Origin of the sequence: Roseburia hominis A2-183, assembly GCF_000225345.1 — a bacterium.
In the GTDB taxonomy this organism is placed as follows: Bacteria; Bacillota; Clostridia; order Lachnospirales; family Lachnospiraceae; genus Roseburia; species Roseburia hominis.
This window is the reverse complement of record NC_015977.1, coordinates 3,405,496-3,424,675: the sequence shown is the minus strand read 5'-3', so window position 1 is coordinate 3,424,675 and position 19,180 is coordinate 3,405,496. Positions and strand designations below refer to the sequence as shown.

General features: G+C 48.9%; 21 protein-coding genes. All 21 read left to right on the top strand.

Going from position 1 to position 19,180, the window contains the following annotated elements; genetic code table 11:
• The first annotated feature begins 12 nt into the window (after positions 1–12).
• A complete protein-coding gene (locus tag RHOM_RS15615; protein WP_014081241.1) occupies positions 13–498 on the top strand; it encodes a deoxycytidylate deaminase in 486 nt (161 codons plus the stop codon).
• A gap of 219 nt (positions 499–717) precedes the next feature.
• Positions 718–1,173 carry an IS200/IS605 family transposase gene (gene tnpA, locus RHOM_RS15610; protein WP_014079995.1) on the top strand — a complete coding sequence of 152 codons (456 nt, stop codon included), beginning with the start codon at positions 718–720 and terminating at the stop codon, positions 1,171–1,173.
• Between the two features lie 314 nt (positions 1,174–1,487).
• Positions 1,488–1,739, top strand: a complete 252-nt coding sequence (locus tag RHOM_RS15605) for an AtpZ/AtpI family protein (protein WP_014081240.1) — start codon at positions 1,488–1,490, stop codon at positions 1,737–1,739.
• Complete coding sequence (locus RHOM_RS15600) at positions 1,720–2,154, top strand: hypothetical protein (protein ID WP_014081239.1); 435 nt, start codon at positions 1,720–1,722, stop codon at positions 2,152–2,154. Before RHOM_RS15605 ends, RHOM_RS15600 begins: the two co-directional genes overlap by 20 nt.
• Before the next feature lie 30 nt (positions 2,155–2,184).
• Positions 2,185–2,904 (top strand): F0F1 ATP synthase subunit A, encoded by a 720-nt coding sequence (gene atpB, locus RHOM_RS15595; RefSeq protein ID WP_044024716.1) that lies wholly within the window; start codon positions 2,185–2,187, stop codon positions 2,902–2,904.
• A 39-nt stretch (positions 2,905–2,943) separates the two neighbouring features.
• On the top strand, positions 2,944–3,198 hold the full coding sequence (atpE, locus tag RHOM_RS15590; RefSeq protein WP_014081237.1) for an ATP synthase F0 subunit C: 255 nt from the start codon (positions 2,944–2,946) through the stop codon (positions 3,196–3,198).
• 52 nt (positions 3,199–3,250) lie between these two features.
• Positions 3,251–3,766 (top strand): F0F1 ATP synthase subunit B, encoded by a 516-nt coding sequence (atpF, locus tag RHOM_RS15585; RefSeq protein WP_044025102.1) that lies wholly within the window; start codon positions 3,251–3,253, stop codon positions 3,764–3,766.
• Positions 3,754–4,320 carry an ATP synthase F1 subunit delta gene (gene atpH, locus RHOM_RS15580; protein WP_014081235.1) on the top strand — a complete coding sequence of 189 codons (567 nt, stop codon included), beginning with the start codon at positions 3,754–3,756 and terminating at the stop codon, positions 4,318–4,320. The genes atpF and atpH overlap by 13 nt, the downstream gene beginning before the upstream one ends.
• The gene (gene atpA, locus RHOM_RS15575; protein ID WP_014081234.1) at positions 4,317–5,825 is read left to right on the top strand and encodes a F0F1 ATP synthase subunit alpha; all 1,509 of its coding nucleotides are present in this window, start codon (positions 4,317–4,319) and stop codon (positions 5,823–5,825) included. Before atpH ends, atpA begins: the two co-directional genes overlap by 4 nt.
• Before the next feature lie 25 nt (positions 5,826–5,850).
• Positions 5,851–6,714, top strand: coding sequence for an ATP synthase F1 subunit gamma (gene atpG / locus RHOM_RS15570; protein WP_014081233.1), 864 nt, complete (start codon positions 5,851–5,853; stop codon positions 6,712–6,714).
• Positions 6,715–6,815: 101 nt separating this feature from the next.
• A complete protein-coding gene (gene atpD / locus RHOM_RS15565) occupies positions 6,816–8,231 on the top strand; it encodes a F0F1 ATP synthase subunit beta (protein ID WP_014081232.1) in 1,416 nt (471 codons plus the stop codon).
• A gap of 18 nt (positions 8,232–8,249) precedes the next feature.
• A complete protein-coding gene (gene atpC / locus RHOM_RS15560) occupies positions 8,250–8,660 on the top strand; it encodes an ATP synthase F1 subunit epsilon (RefSeq protein WP_014081231.1) in 411 nt (136 codons plus the stop codon).
• A gap of 133 nt (positions 8,661–8,793) precedes the next feature.
• Positions 8,794–9,402, top strand: a complete 609-nt coding sequence (locus RHOM_RS15555) for a histidine phosphatase family protein (RefSeq protein WP_014081230.1) — start codon at positions 8,794–8,796, stop codon at positions 9,400–9,402.
• Between the two features lie 199 nt (positions 9,403–9,601).
• Positions 9,602–10,348 (top strand): DeoR/GlpR family DNA-binding transcription regulator, encoded by a 747-nt coding sequence (locus RHOM_RS15550; RefSeq protein ID WP_014081229.1) that lies wholly within the window; start codon positions 9,602–9,604, stop codon positions 10,346–10,348.
• Between the two features lie 16 nt (positions 10,349–10,364).
• Entirely contained in the window at positions 10,365–11,279 is a 915-nt protein-coding gene (gene pfkB, locus RHOM_RS15545) for a 1-phosphofructokinase (protein WP_014081228.1), read from the top strand.
• 76 nt (positions 11,280–11,355) lie between these two features.
• Complete coding sequence (locus tag RHOM_RS15540; protein ID WP_014081227.1) at positions 11,356–13,266, top strand: PTS fructose transporter subunit IIABC; 1,911 nt, start codon at positions 11,356–11,358, stop codon at positions 13,264–13,266.
• 178 nt (positions 13,267–13,444) lie between these two features.
• Positions 13,445–14,158 (top strand): helix-turn-helix domain-containing protein, encoded by a 714-nt coding sequence (locus RHOM_RS15535; RefSeq protein ID WP_014081226.1) that lies wholly within the window; start codon positions 13,445–13,447, stop codon positions 14,156–14,158.
• Between the two features lie 108 nt (positions 14,159–14,266).
• Complete coding sequence (locus tag RHOM_RS15530; protein WP_014081225.1) at positions 14,267–15,487, top strand: amidohydrolase; 1,221 nt, start codon at positions 14,267–14,269, stop codon at positions 15,485–15,487.
• Between the two features lie 127 nt (positions 15,488–15,614).
• Positions 15,615–16,184 (top strand): hypothetical protein, encoded by a 570-nt coding sequence (locus RHOM_RS15525; RefSeq protein ID WP_143761755.1) that lies wholly within the window; start codon positions 15,615–15,617, stop codon positions 16,182–16,184.
• Between the two features lie 635 nt (positions 16,185–16,819).
• On the top strand, positions 16,820–17,989 hold the full coding sequence (alr, locus tag RHOM_RS15520) for an alanine racemase (RefSeq protein ID WP_014081223.1): 1,170 nt from the start codon (positions 16,820–16,822) through the stop codon (positions 17,987–17,989).
• 185 nt (positions 17,990–18,174) lie between these two features.
• Entirely contained in the window at positions 18,175–19,149 is a 975-nt protein-coding gene (locus RHOM_RS15515; RefSeq protein WP_014081222.1) for a LacI family DNA-binding transcriptional regulator, read from the top strand.
• Positions 19,150–19,180 lie beyond the last annotated feature (31 nt).

Sequence of the window (19,180 nt, the reverse complement as noted above, 5' to 3'; positions counted from 1 at the left end):
AGTGATAGGAACATGAGCGGAAAACGTACAGATTATATCAGCTGGGATGAATACTTTATGGGCGTTGCGACCTTGTCGGGGATGCGCTCCAAAGATCCGAATACACAGGTGGGAGCCTGCATTGTCAGTGAGGAGCACAAGATTCTTTCCATGGGATACAATGGCTTTCCGACGGGCTGTTCGGATGACGACTTCCCGTGGGCGCGCGAGGGCGAACCGCTTGAGAACAAGTATTTCTATACGACGCACAGCGAACTGAATGCGATTTTAAATTACCGCGGGGGAAGCCTTGAGGGCGCGACCATGTATGTCACGCTGTTTCCGTGCAACGAATGTGCCAAGGCAATCATCCAGGCAGGCATCAAGCGGCTGGTTTACGACAGCGACAAGTATAACGGGACGCCGTCAACCATCGCGTCGCGGAAGATGCTCTCTGCCGCAGGGGTGGATATACAGAAATACGAACATACCGGCAGAACCGTCACGATTCAGCTGTAGAAAAAGGACTTTTGGAGCCGCCAGAGATGGCGGCTCCTTTTTGTCATTAGGCTTTAGCCTGCTGAATGCGTGTTTACGAGTTTCTCAACAGAGAAACGAAGTACGCATGAAGCAAAAACCCACCTGCTATGCGGGTGGAGTCAAATCGTTATACAGAAAAACACCTTTCCGTTACAATAGAGTTGTTCAGTCACTATTGCAAGAAAGGAAAGGTGTTTTATGGCGAATAAGTCTAATGATCTCGCCCATACAAAATGGATGTGTAAATACCATATTGTATTTACTCCTAAGTATAGACGAAAAATTATTTATAATCAATTAAAAGAGGATATACGTGATATTCTGAAACAGTTATGTGCATATAAGGGCGTGGAGATTATTGAAGGGCATCTCATGCCTGACCATATTCATATGCTAGTAAGTATTCCGCCAAAGATGAGCGTGTCGAGTTTTATGGGATATTTAAAGGGAAAGTCAGCGCTTATGATTTTTGACAGACATGCAAATCTCAAATATAAATTTGGAAACAGACATTTCTGGTCAGAGGGATATTATGTCAGCACCGTAGGATTAAATGAAACGACAATAAAAAAGTATATTCAAGATCAAGAAAAGTACGATATTATGCAAGATAAATTAAGTGTGAAGGAGTACGAAGACCCTTTTAAGGGTTAAGTCGAAGTAGTACAAACGCCCATTCATGGGCATAAGCAACGCGTCAAGTGCAATAGTGACTTGAACGAAGAGAAAGTCTAGGGCGCCTTGAGACGCTGTCGGGTACCAAGGGGTTACACCCAGCGTCCCGAGCCACCCTTTTTAAGGGTGGCGGCGACTGTCAGTAAATTCCAGAATATCCATTTATTTTTAAAACAGTTTCTTTGCGTCGGTTGATTTTTCTTTACAAATCTTTTATACTTATAAAAGAATTTGTTATGGGAAAAATAATAGGCAATGGTTGCAGCAGAGACTGCGGTACGGTGAGGATTTATATGAAAAATCAGCGAAAGGTTTTCCAGTCTTTGACACTGATTCTGCAGTTTGGACTGAACATGATCGTGCCGATCGTGATGTGCACGCTGCTCGGTGCGTGGCTGGGGAAAAAATACGGAATGCCCATCATAACAGTGCCGTTGTTTATCATGGGCGCACTTGCCGGATTTAATAATATATTTAAGATGGCTAAGAAGATCTACGGACAGGGAGATGAGGGGAAGCGGGATCATGTTGAGAAGACTAAATGATGCATTGCCCGGTCTTGTTCTGGGAATTATTGTATATGGGGCGGCGGTTTTTCTGGCGGGAATCTGGTTCGTGCCGGACAAGCTGCGATTTACTACCGGACTTGCCATAGGCATTGCCCTTGCCTGCGGGATGGCGGTCAATATGGCGGTGGTTCTGCGGGATGCGGTTGAGATCTACGGGGAGGCGAAAGCCCGGTCGAAGATTATCGCCCGGTCCATTACCAGGTATCTGGTGGTCGTCATTGTGTTTTTCGTGATGATGAAGTGGGAGCTTGGCAGTCTGCCGGCAGCATTTATTGGTGTTTTGGGATTGAAGATATCAGCGTATCTGCAGCCCCTTGCACATAGATTCATTTCAAAGCTTGGAGGAAGAGGTGATGTGCCTTCGGACAGCAGAGAAAATGAAGCTCTATAAGGAGGTGAAATTGTGAATAACGCAATTTTGATGTCTTCTGGTGCCGATAATATTGACTTCATGATACATGGGATTTTTTCCTATGAGATCTTTGGTCATACGGTCTGGATTACAACATCGCATGTCTGCATCCTGATTGTGCTGCTGCTGATGTTGGGGCTGGCGATCGCGGCAAATCGGACGATGAAACATGCAAAGGAAATTCCGGAGGGCTTTCAAAATGTTCTGGAGATCATGGTAGAGAAACTGGATGCGATGGTATATGGAACAATGGGAAAAGTTGCGGCGCCGAAATTCGTGAACTACATCAGCACGATTTTTGTGTTTATACTTATGAGCAATATTTCCGGTTTGTTCGGGTTGAGACCGCCGACTGCCGACTACGGCACAACGCTGGCGTTAGGTCTCATCACATTTGCTCTCATCCATATCACGCAGTTCAAGAATCTGCCGCCTAAGCAGATCTGGAAAGATATGTGTTCTCCACTGCCGCCGTGGCTGCCGATCTGGTTCCCAATCAACCTGATCAGCGAGATCGCAGTACCGATCTCTCTTTCCTTACGTATGTTTGCGAACGTACTGTCAGGAACGGTCATGATGGCGCTTGTATACGGACTGCTTGGCAAGATAGCGATTATCTGGCCGGCGGCGCTTCATGTATACTTTGATTTGTTCTCGGGAGCAATTCAGACATACGTATTCTGTATGTTGACGATGACTTACATCAGTCAGAACTATGAGACGGAATAGACGTCGAAACCAAAAAGATTATTTTAGGAGGGTATCAGTATGAATATCACAGGAGAAGATTTAATTTTAGCATGCTCAGCAATCGGTGCAGGTCTGGCGGTTATCGCCGGTATCGGACCTGGTATTGGACAGGGTATCGCAGCAGGACATGCAGCTGCAGCAGTAGGAAGAAACCCGGGTGCAAAGGGTGACATCATGTCTACCATGTTACTTGGCCAGGCGGTTGCAGAGACGACAGGTCTCTATGGTCTTTTGATCGCAATGCTCCTGCTTTTCGTAAAACCGTTGGTATAGGAAGAGACGGAGAGAACGAATATAACGGAAAGGAGGCCGGACCTTGGAAGAGATGACCAGACTCTTTAATCTGGATTTCCAGCTGCTCCACGATGTCGTGCTCATGGCGATTGCGGTATTTTTCCTGTTCATGATGATGTCGAAGCTGCTGTTTAATCCTGTCAGAAAGATGCTTGCCGACAGACGGGAAAAGATTGCCGGAGAGTTGTCGGATGCCGCGAATGACAAAAAAGACGCAGCGGCGTTGAAGGCGGATTATGAAGCCAGATTGAAGAACATCGACAAAGAAGCTGAACAGATTTTAAGTGAGGCCAGACAGAAGGCGCAGAAGAATGCAGCGCGTATCGAGTCCGAAGCGAAGGAAGAGGCTGCCCGCATTATCCAGAGAGCGAACGAGGAAGCAGAGCTTTCCAAGAAGCGTGCGATGGATGATGTCAAACAGGAGATGATCACGGTTGCATCCATGATGGCTGCAAAAGTGGTTGCGGCAAATATCGATGCGTCGGTACAGGATGCGCTTGTGGAAGAGACATTAAAGGAAATGGGTGATTCGACATGGCAAAGCTAGTATCAAAGGTATACGGTGATGCACTGTTCGAGGTCGCAGTGGAGAGCGGCAGGCTGGATGAGATCTGGGAGCAGACCAGAGCCATGCAGACCGCGCTGGAGGAAAATCCGGAGCTTTTCGCGCTGATGCGTCACCCGAAGATCGTAAAAGAAGAAAAAGTAAAGATCATCGAATCGATTTTTACCGACGAGGTGTGTGCAGAACTGGTGGGACTTTTGCGCATGATTGTGGAAAAGGATCATTTTGCACAGATCGGGAAGGTTTTGGCGTATTTTGATGATCAGGTCAAAGAATATAAGAGTATCGGGACTGCATATGTGACGACTGCAATGGAATTATCGGATGCGCAGAAGGCAGCAGTGGTGAAACGCTTATTAGAGACCACAAAGTATGTAACATTTGAAATGCATTATGAAGTGGATTCCGCGATCATAGGCGGAATGATGATTCGCATTGGCGATCGTGTCGTTGACTCAACGGTCAGGACAAAGTTGTACGATCTGACGCGCGAATTATCCAAAATACAGTTGAAAGCAGGTGAATGCGCTCCATGAATTTAAAACCAGAAGAAATAAGTTCCGTCATCAAAGAACAGATCAAACGGTATGCAGCGCAGTTGGAAGTAGCTGACGTTGGCACCGTAATTCAGGTGGCTGATGGAATCGCACGTATTCACGGTCTTGACAATGCAATGCAGGGAGAACTTTTGGAGTTCCCGGGCGAAGTATACGGAATGGTATTGAACCTCGAGGAGGACAATGTGGGTGCCGTACTTCTCGGTTCCCAGAAGAACATCAACGAGGGAGATACGGTAAAGACAACGGGGCGTGTGGTTGAGGTCCCGGTTGGCGATGCCATGTTAGGCCGTGTCGTAAATGCATTGGGACAGCCGATTGACGGCAAAGGACCGATTCAGACATCGAAATATCGTCAGATCGAACGTGTGGCATCGGGAGTTATCTCCAGAAAATCCGTAGACACACCGTTACAGACCGGTATCAAGGCAATCGATTCCATGGTTCCGATCGGAAGAGGACAGCGAGAGCTGATCATCGGAGACCGTCAGACCGGAAAGACAGCAATCGCGCTCGATACCATCATCAATCAGAAGGGACAGAACGTAAAGTGTATCTATGTTGCCATTGGACAGAAGGCATCAACAGTTGCATCGATCGTTAAGACCCTCGAAGAATTCGGCGCTATGTCTTACACGACCATCGTTGCATCGACGGCGAGTGAGCTTGCACCGTTACAGTATATTGCACCGTACGCCGGATGTGCGATCGGTGAGGAATGGATGGAGAACGGACAGGATGTTCTCGTTGTGTACGATGATTTAAGTAAGCACGCAGCGGCATACCGTACACTCTCCTTGCTCCTCAAGAGACCACCAGGACGTGAGGCATATCCGGGAGATGTCTTCTACTTACACTCAAGACTTCTTGAGCGTGCAGCAAGACTTTCCGATAAGCTGGGCGGCGGTTCCCTGACCGCGCTTCCGATTATCGAGACGCAGGCGGGCGATGTATCTGCCTATATCCCGACCAACGTGATCTCCATCACGGACGGTCAGATCTATCTTGAGACAGAGATGTTTAACGCAGGTTTCCGGCCGGCTATCAACGCAGGTCTTTCCGTTTCACGAGTAGGCGGTTCTGCGCAGATCAAGGCAATGAAGAAGATCGCGGCGCCGATCCGTACCGAGCTGGCACAGTACAGAGAGCTTGCAGCTTTCGCACAGTTCGGTTCCGAGCTGGATGCGGATACGACGGAGAAGCTGACGCAGGGCGAGCGCATCAAGGAGATCTTAAAGCAGCCGCAGTATCAGCCGATGCCGGTTGAGAAGCAGGTTATGATTATCTACGCGGCAACCAACAAATATCTGATGGATATTCCGGTTGCGGACATCCTTCCGTTTGAGAAGGCACTGTTCGAGTATGTGGATACGAAATATCCGGAGGTTCCGGAAGCAATCCGCACTGAGAAGGTAATCAGCGAAGAGACAGAAGCGAAGCTCATAAAGGCAATCACAGAGTGCAAGGCAGAGTTCACAAAGTAGACGGCAGAAAGGCGGTGTGCGTATTATGGCCTCGATGAGAGACATAAAGAGACGTAAGAGCAGTATACAGAGTACACAGCAGATCACAAAAGCCATGAAGCTGGTGTCTACCGTGAAGCTGCAGAAAGCCAAGAACCGTGCAGAGCAGACGAACCCGTATTTCCAGTATATGTACCGGACAGTGACTTCCATGCTGGCGAAGTCCGGCACGATCAATCACCCGTATCTCAAGAAGGGTGAGAGTGACAAAAAAGCGGTTGTGGTCATTACTTCCAACCGTGGACTTGCCGGAGGTTACAACTCCAACATTGTAAAGCTGGTGACCGGAAGCGAGGACATCACGACAGAGAATGCGAAAGTCTACGCCATCGGTAATAAGGGAAGAGAAGCTCTGGAGCGAAAGGGCTATGAGATTGCAGCAGATGGATCTTCGATTATGGAGTCCCCGTCCTATGAGGATGCGGCGGAGCTCTGTAAACAGATTTTAAAAGCCTATACGGACGGAGAGATCGGAGAGATCTATCTTGCGTATACGCATTTTAAGAATACGGTGAGCCATGAGCCGAAGCTCATCAAGCTTCTTCCGGTGGAGTTCGACGAGGACGAGATGCGGGGAGCGGCGGATGAGAAGGTGCTCATGAATTACGAGCCGAACGAGGAAGAAGCGCTGGATATGATCATTCCGAAGTATGTCACCAGCCTGTTTTACGGGGCGCTGGTGGAGGCGGTTGCGAGTGAGAACGGAGCCAGAATGCAGGCGATGGATTCTGCGACCAGCAATGCGGAAGATATGATCAGTGATCTGACACTCAAATTCAATAGAGCACGTCAGGGCTCTATTACGCAGGAACTCACGGAGATTATTGCGGGAGCTTCTGCGATATCCTAGGAGGCAGCAGTGCAAAAAGTTCCGGCGCCGGATGGCGGTGGAAGCGCGAAGCTGCATAGCAGGATTTGGTGATAGAAAATAACAGACAAGGAGAAATAGCGATGGCAAATAATAGAGGCAGTCAGGATTGCCCGGGTAAGATTACCCAGATTATTGGTGCCGTTCTGGATATCAAGTTTCCGGAAGGCGCGCTGCCGGAGATCAACGATGCAATCCGCGTTCCGTTAAAGAACGGTGGTGAGCTTGTCGTTGAGGCTTCCCAGCATCTGGGTGATGATACGGTCAGATGTATCGCCATGGGACCGACGGACGGACTTGTGCGCGGTATGGAGGCAATCGCCACGGGCGGACCGATCAGCGTGCCGGTCGGAGAGAATACGCTCGGACGCATGTTCAACGTTCTGGGTAATCCGATCGATGAGATCGACGCGCCGAAGGATGTCGAGCACTGGCCGATCCACAGACCGGCACCGGCATTCGAGGATCAGGCAACGTCGCAGGAAATGCTTGAGACCGGTATCAAGGTCGTAGATCTTCTCTGCCCGTATCAGAAGGGTGGTAAGATCGGACTTTTCGGCGGTGCAGGAGTAGGCAAGACGGTATTGATCCAGGAGCTGATCCACAACATAGCGACAGAGCATGGCGGATATTCCGTATTCACCGGTGTAGGTGAGCGTACCCGTGAGGGTAACGATCTCTACTACGAGATGAAGGAATCCGGCGTTATCGATAAGACGACCATGGTGTTCGGACAGATGAACGAGCCGCCGGGAGCGCGTATGCGGGTGGCGCTTACGGGACTTACCATGGCAGAGTATTTCCGTGACAAAGGTGGAAAGGATGTCCTCCTTTTCATCGACAACATTTTCCGTTTTACACAGGCAGGTTCCGAGGTGTCCGCACTCTTAGGACGTATGCCTTCTGCCGTTGGCTATCAGCCGACGTTACAGACGGAGATGGGTGCGCTCCAGGAGCGTATTACATCCACGAAGAACGGTTCCATCACATCCGTACAGGCAGTCTATGTACCGGCGGATGATCTTACGGATCCGGCACCGGCGACGACATTCGCACATCTGGATGCAACGACGGTTCTGGATCGTTCGATCGTAGAGCTTGGTATTTACCCTGCAGTGGATCCGCTTGGATCTACGTCGCGTATTCTGGATCCGCGTATCGTGGGTCAGGAGCATTTTGAGGTGGCGCGCGGTGTGCAGGAGATTTTACAGAAGTACAAGGAATTGCAGGACATTATCGCAATCTTGGGTATGGATGAGTTGTCTGAGGACGATAAGCTTGTCGTAAACCGTGCCAGAAAGATTCAGAGATTTTTATCCCAGCCGTTCTCTGTTGCAACACAGTTCACCGGTCTGGAAGGAAAATACGTTCCGATCACGGAGACGGTTCGCGGATTCAAGGAGATTCTGGAAGGAAAGCATGATGACATTCCGGAGAGTTACTTCTTAAATGCAGGAACCATTGATGAAGTGCGCGAAAAGTATAACAACGCACAGTAGCGGAAATGAGGATAAGCTATGGCAGACGAGAACAAAGTATTTGACGTGGAGATCATTACGCCGGATCGTGTCTTTTTCACGGGAACGGCGACGATGATCGAATTTAATACGGCTGCCGGAGAGCTTGGAGTGTATGCGCGGCATATTCCTCTCACAACGGTTCTTGCGCCGGGGGTTGTAACGATCCACAAGCAGGGCGAGGAGGATATCATTGCTGCGGTTCATTCCGGGTTTGCAGAGATCCTGCCGGAAAAGGTAACACTTCTTGCAGAGATTGCTGAGTGGCCGAACGAGATCGACAAGGCGAGAGCGGAGGCGGCAAAAGCACGCGCTGAGGAGCGTCTTGCCAATCGGACAGAGGCGATTGATGTCAAGCGTGCCGAGTTTGCGCTGCGCAAGGCGCTGGTGCGTATCGATATTGCCAGATAATAAAAACGGAAAGTCAGGGAAACCGGACTTTCCGTTTTTTGTGTGTATTTGCTCTTGGAAAAGATATCGGTCCTGGTATATACTTAGGGTGGAAACGGTAAAAACCATGCAGGCACCATGAATGGAGAGGCATATGAATTTTTACTTTACACGCCATGGCGAGACGGAATGGAATGTAAAAAAGAAGATACAGGGAACGACGGACATTCCGCTGGATGAGAAGGGAATACAGCAGGCGAAGCGGCTCGCAGAGACACTCTTAGAGAAGCAGCGAAACGGGGAGCTTCATCTGGACAGAGTCTACACGTCGCCGCAGCTTCGGGCGGCAGAGACAGCCCGTTTTTCCGCGGAGGCGCTGGGCATCGACTGCATCCGGCTCTGGGATCTGCGAGAGATGGATCTGGGAGACTGGGAAGGCAGGAACTGGGATGAGATAAGGGAGACGGAAGCAGAGCGGCATCACATCTGGGATACCCACAGGAGGTTCTGCCATACGCCGGGAGGAGAGTGCTATAACGAGGTGTTGCGGCGTACGCTGGCTGCGCTGGAACAGACTCTGGCGCACGAGAAGGACGACGTGCTTGTCGTGACGCACAGTGCGGTGCTGATGGCGCTGCGGTGTTATCTGGCGAACCGTCCGTTTGATGTGATGCGCGAATACCGGACGCGCAACACGGAACTTGTGCGGGTGACGGAGGAGGAGATCCGGGAGGCGATCCGCCGCTATGAGAGAGCAATATGAGATACTAATTTTGTGAGGAAGGATGATTTCGTGAAGAAGTCAGCCTTCTTTTTATTTGTGTGTTTTATACAAATTTCGATGACGATTTTTGTGAACGATTTTGACGGAAAATGATTGACTGTGACTGGAAACGGAAATATAATGCAACTATAGAGATGAACGATTTTGAACGAATATGACGGAAAACGGAGAATAAATTATGCTGACAGAGGAAAGATTTGCAAAGATTTTGTCCATACTGGAACGTATGGGGAGTGTGACGGTTCAGCAGCTGATGACGGAACTTGACGCTTCTGAATCCACTGTGCGAAGAGACCTGAATACGCTGGATGCAAACGGCCAGCTTGTCAAGGTACACGGCGGAGCGATTTTAAAGAATACGGTCTACAGTACCATCGATGATGAAGTGGTTCACCGCAAGGAGCAGAACCGGGAGGCAAAGGATAAGATCGCACGCTATGCGGCGGGACTGATTACTGCCGAAGATTTTGTTTATATCGATGCAGGTACGACAACGGAACGGATGATTGATTACATTGCAAACCGTCAGGCGGTGTTTGTGACGAACGCCATCGGCCATGCGAAAAAGCTGGCGGAGCATGGATGCAAGGTCTATATCCTGGGCGGTGAGTTCAAGGCGGTGACAGAGGCTATCGTCGGTGAGGAAGCCGTTTTTACACTGGATAAATACAATTTTACGAAAGGCTTCTGGGGAGCCAATGGTGTCAGCCTGCAGAGGGGATTTTCCACACCGGAGTTAAAAGAGGCGATGGTAAAACGGAAATCCATGGAGAATTGCAGAGACTGTTACATTCTGGCGGATGAGAGCAAGTTTTCCCAGATATCGAGCGTGACGTTCGCACCGTTTGAGAAAGCGACTGTGATTACGACAGAGTTAAAACAGGAAATATACAAGGATTGTTCCAATATCATTAAAGTCGAGTGAGAGGAGATCTTGGGTAATGATTTATACGTTAACATTTAATCCATCTTTAGATTACATTGTGACTGTTCCGAAGTTTACCTGCGGGGTGGTTAACCGCACCACGGAAGAGATTATTTTCCCCGGTGGAAAAGGAATCAACGTATCCATGGTGTTGAAGAACCTTGGCTTTGAGAATACAGCACTTGGCTTTTATGCGGGATTTACCGGCATGGAGCTGAAGCGGCTGGTGGCTGATAAGGGAATTCATGCTGAATTTATCCCGGTAGATAAGGGAATGACGCGGATCAATGTCAAGCTCCGGTCAGAGCAGGAGAGCGAGATTAACGGACAGGGGCCGGCGATCGCTGCTTCTGATATTGATAAATTATATGAAAAGCTGGATGCACTGAAGGATGGCGACATACTTGTCATGGCGGGAAGTATTCCGGATGTGATGCCGCAGACGATGTACATGGATATCATGAAGCATCTGCAGGGCAGGAATTTAAAAATTGTGGTGGATGCCACGAGAGATCTTCTGGTAAATGTACTTCCGTTCCACCCGTTTTTAATTAAACCGAACAATCACGAACTGGGAGAGATTTTTGGCGTGGAGATCTGCGAGAAAGAGGATGTTGTGACTTACGCGAAGAAACTGCAGGAGAGGGGGGCCAGAAACGTGCTTATTTCGATGGCAGGAGACGGAGCGGTACTTGTTGCCGAGGACGGATCGGTGTATCAGGCAGAGGCACCGGAGGGAAAGCTGATCAATTCTGTCGGAGCCGGCGATTCCATGGTGGCAGGCTTTCTTGCAGGATATTTGGAGCATGGAACCTATGACAAGGCATTTCAGATGGGGGTATGTACAGGAAGTGCATCCGCTTTTTCTGAAGAGCTTGCAACAAAGGCAGAGGTACTTGATCTGCTGGAGAAGAACCAAAACTTGTTTTAATTTTGCGGCAAATGAGAATTATAAAATGTGCGCAGATTAAATAGAAACCATTTAACATTATGGAGGAGGAAGAATCATGAGAATCAGGGAATTGTTAGCAGTAGAGAGCATTGACCTGAATGCAAAAGCTGCAAGCAAAAAAGAAGCCCTCGATCACGCAGTGGATCTGATGGCGAGAAGTGGTAAGATTGGCGACGTCGAGACTTATCGAAAAGGGGTATACGCAAGAGAGGAAGAGGGCACAACCGGTATTGGTGAAGGGATTGCGATTCCTCACTGCAAATCAGATGTTGTAAAGGCACCGGGACTTGCGGCAATGCGTGTTGCAGGCGGTGTGGATTTCCAGTCGCTGGACGGTGAGAAGGCAGACCTGATCTTTTTGATCGCTGCGCCGAACACCAAAGACAATGTGCATCTGGACGTATTAAGCAAACTTTCTGTACTGCTGATGGATGAGAAGTTCACAAATGATCTTCGGAATGCAAAGAGCGTGGAAGAGTTTTTACATGTCATTGATGTGGCTGAGAGTGCAAAGGATGTGGAAGAAGCCAAAGAGGCACCGGCAAAGACAGAGACAAAGGGCGGCAGGCTGATCCTTGCAGTAACAGGATGCCCGACCGGTATCGCGCATACGTATATGGCAGCAGAGAGCCTTGAGAAGAAAGCAGCAGAGTTAGGATACCGCATCAAGGTTGAGACCAGAGGTTCCGGCGGCGCCAAGAATGTGCTGACCAGAGCGGAGATTGCCGAGGCGGATTGCATTATCGTGGCTGCCGATACACAGGTTCCGATGGAGCGTTTTGATGGCAAACCTGTCATTGAGTGCAAGGTTGCAGACGGTATCAGCAAGGCTGAGGAACTGATTAAGAGAGCAATCAATGGAGATGCGGCTACATACCACGCATCCAATAAAGAAGCGGCAAATAGAAACGATAATGAGAAGGACAGCGTCGGACATCAGATTTATAAGCATCTGATGAACGGTGTATCCCATATGCTCCCATTCGTTGTCGGCGGTGGTATCCTGATCGCACTGGCATTCCTGATCGATGGATTTTCCGTAGATCTGAATTCTCTTCCGATGGATCAGAGAAGTAACTTCGGTACGATTACACCAGTGGCAGCAATGTTTAAGTCAATAGGTGGCGCGGCATTCGGATTTATGCTTCCGATTCTTGCCGGGTTTATCGCAATGAGTATTGCAGACCGACCTGGTCTTGCTGTTGGTTTTGTCGGCGGAGCGATCGCGGCAAACGGAACTTCCGGTTTCCTCGGAGCTCTGGTAGCCGGTTTCCTGGCAGGCTATGTAGTGCTTCTGCTCAAGAAGATCTGCTCAAAGATGCCGGAAAGCCTGGAAGGCATGAAGCCGATGCTGATCTATCCGGTGCTTGGTATTTTTATTACAGGTGTGATTATGACTTACGTGGTTGAGCCGCCAATCGGAGCATTAAACACTCTGATCAACAACGGACTCAATGGATTAAACGGCGCAAGTGCAATTCTGCTGGGTGCACTGCTCGGCGGTATGATGTCTGTGGATATGGGCGGTCCAGTCAACAAGGCAGCTTATGTATTCGGTACAGCATCCATCGCAGCCGGAAACTATAACATCATGGCAGCAGTTATGGTCGGCGGTATGGTTCCGCCAATCGCAATCGCTATTGCAACATTAGTATTCAAGAACAAGTTCACCGCAGAGGAGAGAAAGGCAGGACCGACAAACTTTATAATGGGACTTTCCTTTATCACAGAGGGTGCTATCCCGTTTGCAGCTTCTGACCCGTTACATGTACTTCCATCCTGTGTGGTAGGATCGGCAGTCGCAGGAGCACTTTCCATGGCATTTAACTGTACTCTGATGGCACCGCACGGCGGAATCTTCGTATTCCCGACCGTCGGTAATCCATTCATGTATCTGGTGGCACTGGCGATCGGATCTGTGGTATCTGCGGTACTGTTAGGCGTTCTGAAGAAGAACGTGGCATAAATAAGGTTTCTTCTTAATATTATTTGATGATATACCCATATACAAAAATCCCCGGGGCGGCATGCAATAGCGTGCCGCCCCGGTGGTTTTTGTATATATAAATATAGACAGGAAAGAGCGGTTGTGCTAAATTAAAAGAAAACCACGCAATGAGGACTTGGCAGAAGGGGATGCTGGTATGGAAACAAGTGAGACAGTAAAAGAAATACGCAGCCGGACAGGGTTAAACAGAAAAGAGTTTTGTCAAAAATTTGGTATTCCGCTCAGGACGATGGAGGAGTGGGAGACAGGTAGAAGGATCCCGCCAGAATATATTCCAAGGATGCTGGCATACTATACGAGAAGTATAGATACAGACAATGCGAGGAATGAGATAAGAAATCACTATGACATTGTGGAAGATGCGGAAGGAAATAAAGTTGTCATTATCAATGATTTACGATTTAAAAGCAGAAGGAATATTGACTGGAATACAGTGGAACAGTGTTTAAAGGAATATGTTGGAAGCTGCGTGCAGATTTTAGAAACATCCGATGAGATTTATATCGGGAAAGATTTTCCGGATGAATATACGCATTCCAAAGATACGAAAAGCCTAAAAGGTGCAAATCGGCATGCAAATGCATCTCAGATTGTAGAACCAATGATAAAAATTGCCGCCGGTAAAACATTTGCGCCTAATTACGAGGAAAAACATGTGGCAGATGCAAAATATGGATGGTATCGTTATGATACACGTTTTGCAATACCTGTATACAACGATGAGGGAAATTTGTGCAGATATAATATCTTTGGCGCAAGGATTTTAATACGCCATGATGAAGATGGAAAAATGTATTTATACGATATTCTGAGAATAAAAAAAGAAACGAGCGAGCCGCTTGAGCAATAGCTGTACGGTCGAAAAACTCATTTCTTAGTTGTATTATAACAGGATAACTATAAAATGCAAGAAAAAATTAAGGACAGAGCAGGGAAAGAATAACACAGGAGGATTGCGATGAGTCAGTATTTATTGTTAAAACAGGGAACGATCCATAATGCCGTCGACGAGGAGGCATTTGTGGCGGATATTTTGATTGAGGACGGAAAAATAAAAAAGATTGCGCCTGTGCTGGAGGGCAAAGTCATCAATGAAGCGGCTGTCATTGATGCGATGGGGATCGATGTCTATCCCGGGTTTGTGGATGCACACTGCCATCTGGGGCTCGACGGTTATGCGGTCGGTTTTGCGGGGCAGGACTTCAATGAGCTTGGCGATCCGATGACACCGCAGCTCTCGGCGATAGATGCGATCAACCCGCAGGATGAGACTTTCCGCATGGCAAGGGAGGGAGGCGTTACCTGCGTGTCGACAGGACCGGGAAGCTCCAATGTGATCGGAGGAACCTTCTGCATCATCAAAACGTATGGAAACCGCGTGGACGACATGATTGTCCGGGAAAAATCAGCCATGAAAATTGCATTCGGAGAGAATCCGAAGAACTGTTATAAGGAAAAAGGCGTCTATTCGCGCATGTCTGTGGCGGCAAAACTGCGGGAAGTGCTGCAGAAGACGATCATCTACGATAAAAAGCTGCGGGAGGCAGGCTGTGAGACAAGCTGGAATGAGATCAACCGCGGCAGCGGGGAGGGGCAGGTGGACATCAGCAAAATGCCAGCCTACGATGCAAAACTGGAAGCAATGCTGCCGGTCATCCGCGGGGAGATACCGCTGAAAGCGCATGCACACCGGGCGGACGATATCTGCACGGCAATCCGCATTGCAAAGGAGTTCCATCTGGGGTTAAGGCTCGATCACGTGACGGACGGCGCGCTGATCGCAAAGGAATTGGGTGCGGAGCATTTTCCGGTGGCGGTCGGTCCGTCCTTCGGTCATGCGACGAAGTACGAGTTGAAGAACAAGGGATTTGAGACGCCTGCAATTCTGGCGGATGCCGGCTGCGAGGTGTCGATCATCACCGATTCGCCGGTCATCGAGGAGCGCTATCTGCCGCTCTGCGCAGGGCGGGCAATCTACAACGGCATGCGTGAGTTTGATGCGCTGCGGGCAATTACCATTCAGGCGGCAAGGCATATCGGCGCCGAAGATCGTGTCGGAAGCATTGAAGAAGGGAAGGATGCAGATTTTGTTTTGCTAAAAGGCACCCCGTTTTCGGTTGACGCGCGGATATTATATACCATCATAAACGGAGAGATTGTCTATCAGTCCGGGGAGTAATGTGACGGTTATCTGAATGTTATGTGAAGTCTGTTATTTTTTCTGCGGCAGAACCGATAGCTATTTTGAGGAAAATGCAAAGGATGGCACAATTTCGGGAAGGAACCACCTCAGAAAGGAATTGGTTATGAAGGTCGAGAGTTCAAGTTACGAGGCATATCTGGAAGCACTGGAAGAGTGGAAGCAGAAGATGCAGGAGAGCCAGGCCGCACAGCAGAAGGAAGAGAACAGCGCTACGGACAGTTATGTGCCGGGCATCAGCCAGATGGACATGGACATTCCGATGCCGAGCAGCACTTACAATGCACAGGGGATGATGAGCGGAGAACGCCCGCCAATGCCGCCGATGCCGCCGCAGGAGACGGAGGAGACAGACGAGACGACGGAGAGCACACAGGTCACGGGAACGACAGAGACGCAGGGAACCGCAGCGACAGGAACAGAGGCATTGCTTGAGGAGTTGTCAGAGACATTCCGCGCAAATCCGGACAGCATCCTGATGAAGCTGGATGAATTGGGATTATCGCTGGAGGATCTGGGTGACGAGGATAATCTTGCATTACTTGCCACCGCAATGAACGAAGGAGCGGCAAATATGGGCTTGCCAACCATTGAAGATCTGGATTCTGTGGTAAGCACCCTGCATGAGAAGTTGTCCGCGAACTGGAGCAGCTACTTTGAAGTGGAGGAAGCATAGATCTCTTTTGGGGATAAGTAATATTATAAGAAACACACCGTGTGGATTTCAGATGGAAATGCAGATGGAATATTCGTTGGAGAAAAATGTGAGCATTTCTTCCGATCGAATGGTTGCATCAGATTCCGTGTCTTTTCCACGTTTGGACAATCCGACGGGTGCATGTCCGACACACCGGAGACAATGGGCGGACTTTCTGGTGTCCCTAATGGCACCTCTTCACAGACAATATAAAACCGCGCGAACCGAACTCGCCGGCATCTGCTATTGAAAATAGGGCAGATGCCGACTCAGATAGCGGCTTCGCGCGGTTATGTTTTGTTCAGAGGTGCCATAAGGGACACACACAAAAGTCCTACAAATTGTCTTCCGGAGTGCGGACATGACCCGTGGAGTGCTCCAAACTTGGAAAGACACGGATCATCGAAGATGCAACCATTCGGTTGGTTAGAAATGCCATATTTTTTGAACCGAATATTCCATCTGTATTTCCACATGAAATCCCCAAGTGTGTTTCTTATAATATTACTTATCAAGGCAAAGCATGGAAGGGAACTTTTTGTTTGCATAAATGTGGCGCGTGGATTATAGTATTCGTATAAATATAGAAGAAATGAAGCGGGAGGCAGTGCGGCATGGAGTCGACATTGAGACGTACCTGGGCGGAGATTGATCTGGATGCCCTGGCACACAATTATCATAAATTAAGAGAGAGAATCGGTGCAGATGTAAAGTTTCTGGGGGTTGTGAAGGCGGATGCCTACGGACACGGTTCTGTACAGGTATCGCATCTGCTGCAGGAGCTTGGTGCGGATTATCTGGCGGTCAGCAGTATTGATGAGGCGGTCGAGTTGCGTTTAAATGACGTTACGATGCCGATTTTAATTCTCGGACACACACCGAAGGAGCAGGTATCAAGACTGATCAAATATCACATTACACAGGCGGTCAGCTGTGAGGCGAAAGCGCTTGAGTACAGCGAAGAGGCGGTCAAGTGCGGCGGCATCTTAAAGATCCACATCAAGGTGGATACCGGAATGTCGCGTCTGGGATATCTGTGCGACGGAGATCATTTTGAGACGGGCGTGGCGGGAATCTGTCACGGCTGCTCGCTGCCAGGACTGGATGCGGAGGGTATCTTTACGCATTTCGCGGTATCGGACGAGCCTGGCGAGGACTGCAAAAAATACACGGAGCATCAGTTCGACCTGTTTATGCGCGTGATTGAGGAAGTCGAAAAGCGCCTGGGAAGAAAGTTCGCGCTCCGTCACTGCGCGAACACCGGCGCGGTTGCAAGATATCCGGAGACCTTTCTTGATATGGTGCGCCCGGGACTGCTTCTGTACGGCTACGGGGAGTTTGCGGACGAGCTGGGGCTTTTGCCGGTCATGACATTAAAGACGACGGTCAGCACCATCAAGATCTATCCGGCAGGGACGGCGATCAGCTACGGCGGCATTTTTAAGACAGAGCATACCACGCGGATCGGCGTGGTTCCCTACGGCTATGCCGATGGCTTTTTCCGCTGTCTTTCCAACCGCTGCGCGCTGATGACAAAAGAGGGACCGGCTCCGCAGCGCGGGAAGATCTGCATGGACATGTGTATGATCGATCTGACAGGAAAAATGGGTGTGGATGTTGGAAGCGAGGTCGAGGTGTTCGGAAAACAGAACTCCATCAATGATCTTGCGGCACTTGCCGGGACGATTCCTTACGAGCTTACCTGCGCGGTGAGCAAACGTGTGCCGCGTATCTATATCAGAAATGGCAAAGTTGTGGAAAAGGAACTTCTGTTAAGAGGATAGAGGAGGCGGACGGACCGGAGATGTCAGAAAATGGCATTTCCGGTTTTTTTATAAGCGAAAAGATGCCGATTTATAAGCCTTATGTATAGGTTATGTAAAATCTAGTAAAAATTTAGTAAAAGTTTACTAACGCTATTGAAATTAAAAAAAACGTGAAATATAATGCAGAAGAAAGGCGTGATTATATGGCAACAATCAAAGAAATTGCAGAGTTAGCAAAGGTATCACCGGCGACTGTATCGAGGGTACTGAATCAGGATGAGACATTGAACGTCACAGCAGAAGTCAGGAGCCAGATTTTAAAGATTGCCCACGAATTAAACTATATTCCGCCTAAGATGCGTCATGCGCAGAATAAGACCCATGTTACGATCGGTGTGGCAGACTGGCATCTGGTAAGAGGGGACAGGCACGACATACGACTGGCATCGCTGGACCATATCGCAGCGACGATGCCGCAGAAGGTGGACGTCAGCTTTTTGCGGATCACCTGCAGGGAAGATGCAGATGTCGACGGGATTCTCGCATTTGGATCTTTTTCGGAGGAAGAGATAAATTTTCTGCGAAAACAGAGTGATGCGATCCTGTTTGTCAATTCGGATCAGAAAGATTATGAGTTTGACCAGATTATCATGGACTATGAGCAGGGCTTAAAGGATATGGTACACTATCTTCTGGATGTCAAGGAATACCGGAGTATCGGTTATATCGGCGGTATCTATGAGAAGGATGGTGTACGGATCGGTACCCACCGCTTAATGGGACTGACGGAGATCCTTGCGCAGAGAGGGTGCTATAAGGAGCACTATTTCTGTGTGGGTGAAATCAGCAGAGAGAGCGGCTACCGTCTGACCAGAGAACTTCTGGAGACAGATGATGTACCGGAAGTTCTGGTGCTTGGAAATGATGAGGTGGCAGAAGGCGCCCTGGAAGCGGTAAAAGAATTAAAATACCGGATTCCGAAGGATGTTGCGGTTGTCATTTACCGTGATATTGAGACGCTGCAGACGAAATATCCGACATATACCAGTCTTCGGATGCTGCCGGATATTGTATGGTCAACAGCAATCAAGCTTTTGCTGGAACGAATCATCGACAAGCGCGTGGACAGTATGAAGGTTTACCTGCCGACAAAATTGGAACTGGGCGACAGTGCATGAATAATTGTTTCACTGCAGAGAGGAGAAATTT

Bases quoted from the DNA above. Each gene is read 5' to 3' on its own strand.
- RHOM_RS15615 (WP_014081241.1), top strand. From the start codon at position 13: ATGAGCGGAAAACGTACAGATTATATCAGCTGGGATGAATACTTTATG.
- tnpA (WP_014079995.1), top strand. From the start codon at position 718: ATGGCGAATAAGTCTAATGATCTCGCCCATACAAAATGGATGTGTAAA.
- RHOM_RS15605 (WP_014081240.1), top strand. From the start codon at position 1,488: ATGAAAAATCAGCGAAAGGTTTTCCAGTCTTTGACACTGATTCTGCAG.
- RHOM_RS15600 (WP_014081239.1), top strand. From the start codon at position 1,720: ATGTTGAGAAGACTAAATGATGCATTGCCCGGTCTTGTTCTGGGAATT.
- atpB (WP_044024716.1), top strand. From the start codon at position 2,185: ATGTCTTCTGGTGCCGATAATATTGACTTCATGATACATGGGATTTTT.
- atpE (WP_014081237.1), top strand. From the start codon at position 2,944: ATGAATATCACAGGAGAAGATTTAATTTTAGCATGCTCAGCAATCGGT.
- atpF (WP_044025102.1), top strand. From the start codon at position 3,251: ATGACCAGACTCTTTAATCTGGATTTCCAGCTGCTCCACGATGTCGTG.
- atpH (WP_014081235.1), top strand. From the start codon at position 3,754: ATGGCAAAGCTAGTATCAAAGGTATACGGTGATGCACTGTTCGAGGTC.
- atpA (WP_014081234.1), top strand. From the start codon at position 4,317: ATGAATTTAAAACCAGAAGAAATAAGTTCCGTCATCAAAGAACAGATC.
- atpG (WP_014081233.1), top strand. From the start codon at position 5,851: ATGGCCTCGATGAGAGACATAAAGAGACGTAAGAGCAGTATACAGAGT.
- atpD (WP_014081232.1), top strand. From the start codon at position 6,816: ATGGCAAATAATAGAGGCAGTCAGGATTGCCCGGGTAAGATTACCCAG.
- atpC (WP_014081231.1), top strand. From the start codon at position 8,250: ATGGCAGACGAGAACAAAGTATTTGACGTGGAGATCATTACGCCGGAT.
- RHOM_RS15555 (WP_014081230.1), top strand. From the start codon at position 8,794: ATGAATTTTTACTTTACACGCCATGGCGAGACGGAATGGAATGTAAAA.
- RHOM_RS15550 (WP_014081229.1), top strand. From the start codon at position 9,602: ATGCTGACAGAGGAAAGATTTGCAAAGATTTTGTCCATACTGGAACGT.
- pfkB (WP_014081228.1), top strand. From the start codon at position 10,365: ATGATTTATACGTTAACATTTAATCCATCTTTAGATTACATTGTGACT.
- RHOM_RS15540 (WP_014081227.1), top strand. From the start codon at position 11,356: ATGAGAATCAGGGAATTGTTAGCAGTAGAGAGCATTGACCTGAATGCA.
- RHOM_RS15535 (WP_014081226.1), top strand. From the start codon at position 13,445: ATGGAAACAAGTGAGACAGTAAAAGAAATACGCAGCCGGACAGGGTTA.
- RHOM_RS15530 (WP_014081225.1), top strand. From the start codon at position 14,267: ATGAGTCAGTATTTATTGTTAAAACAGGGAACGATCCATAATGCCGTC.
- RHOM_RS15525 (WP_143761755.1), top strand. From the start codon at position 15,615: ATGAAGGTCGAGAGTTCAAGTTACGAGGCATATCTGGAAGCACTGGAA.
- alr (WP_014081223.1), top strand. From the start codon at position 16,820: ATGGAGTCGACATTGAGACGTACCTGGGCGGAGATTGATCTGGATGCC.
- RHOM_RS15515 (WP_014081222.1), top strand. From the start codon at position 18,175: ATGGCAACAATCAAAGAAATTGCAGAGTTAGCAAAGGTATCACCGGCG.